Origin of the sequence: Streptomyces sp. NPDC018833, assembly GCF_044390825.1 — a bacterium.
Classification (GTDB): Bacteria; Actinomycetota; Actinomycetes; order Streptomycetales; family Streptomycetaceae; genus Streptomyces.
In genome coordinates, this window is record NZ_JBIRZM010000044.1 from 1 (window position 1) to 1,635 (window position 1,635).

Annotated in this window: 2 protein-coding genes; both read right to left on the minus strand. The window is 69.5% G+C overall.

Translation table 11 applies throughout. The features are described 5' to 3' along the window. Positions 1 to 957, minus strand: a 957-nt coding sequence (locus ACH5AF_RS35310) for an electron transfer flavoprotein subunit alpha/FixB family protein (protein WP_398907643.1), incomplete at its 3' end; no start/stop codon positions are given. 56 nt (positions 958 to 1,013) lie between these two features. After that, positions 1,014 to 1,635: electron transfer flavoprotein subunit beta/FixA family protein (locus ACH5AF_RS35315; RefSeq protein ID WP_398907644.1), on the minus strand; the 622-nt coding region annotated here is incomplete at its 5' end.

Genomic DNA, 1,635 nt, shown 5'->3' on the forward strand with positions numbered 1-1,635 from the left:
CTTGCGGGTCTTGACCTCTTCGGTCAGCTGCGGGACGACGTCGAAGAGGTCGCCGACCACGCCGTAGTCGACGAGGTCGAAGATCGGGGCCTCGGCGTCCTTGTTGATCGCCACGATGGTCTTCGAGGTCTGCATGCCCGCGCGGTGCTGGATCGCGCCGGAGATACCGGAGGCGATGTACAGCTGCGGCGACACGCTCTTACCGGTCTGGCCGACCTGGTTGGTGTGCGGGTACCAGCCGGCGTCGACCGCGGCACGCGAGGCACCGACAGCGGCACCGAGCGAGTCGGCCAGCGCCTCGATGACCGCGAAGTTCTCCGCACCGTTGACACCACGACCGCCGGAGACCACGATCGCGGCCTCGGTCAGCTCGGGACGGCCGGTCGACTCACGCGGAGTACGCGCGGTGACCTTGGTGCCGGTCGCCTTCTCGGAGAACGACACCGACAGCGCCTCGACCGCGCCGGCGGCCGGAGCGGCCTCCACAGCCGCCGAGTTCGGCTTGACCGTGATCACCGGGGTGCCCTTGGTGATACGGGACTTGGTGGTGAAGGAGGCCGCGAACGCGGACTGGGTGGCCACGGGGCCCTCGGCGCCGGCCTCCAGGTCGACCGCGTCGGTGATGATGCCCGAACCGATACGCACCGCGAGACGGGCGGCGATCTCCTTGCCCTCCGCGGAGGAGGGGACCAGCACGGCGGCCGGGGACACCTGCTCGTACGCCGCCTGCAGCGCGTCCACCTTCGGCACCACCAGGTACTCGGCGAACTCGGGGGCGTCAGCGGTCAGCACCCTGACCGCGCCGTGCTCGGCGAGCGCGGCCGCGGTGCTCCCGGCACCGGCGCCGAGGGCGACGGCAACGGGCTCGCCGATACGGCGCGCCAGCGTCAGCAGCTCCAGGGTGGGCTTGCGGACGGCACCGTCCACGTGGTCGACGTAGACGAGAACTTCAGCCATGGGACTTCTTCTCTCCTGCTTGCGAAGTATGAAGGGGGCGGTTGGTGGCCGAAGCCTTAGATGAACTTCTGGCTCGCGAGGAACTCCGCGAGCTGCTTGCCGCCCTCGCCCTCGTCCTTGACGATCGTGCCGGCGGTGCGGGCCGGACGCTCCGCGGCCGAGTCGACCTTGGTCCAGGCACCCTCGAGGCCGACCTCTTCGGCGTCGATGTCCAGGTCCTCCAGGTCCAGGGACTCCACCGGCTTCTTCTTGGCGGCCATGATGCCCTTGAACGACGGGTAACGCGCCTCGCCCGACTGGTCCGTCACCGACACCACGGCCGGCAGGGACGCCTCCAGCTGCTCCGAGGCGGTATCACCGTCACGACGACCCGTCACGGTGCCGTCCTCGACCGCGACCTCCGACAGCAGCGTCACCTGCGGGACACCCAGGCGCTCGGCCAGGACCGCCGGCAGCACACCCATCGTGCCGTCGGTGGAGGCCATACCGCAGATCACCAGGTCGTAACCGGTCTTCTCGATCGCCTTGGCCAGCACCAGCGAGGTGCCCATCACGTCACTGCCGTGCAGATCGTCGTCCTCGACATGGACGGCCTTGTCCGCACCCATCGACAGCGCCTTGCGCAGCGCGTCCTTGGCATCCTCGGGACCGACGGTCAGCACGGTGACCTCCGCATCG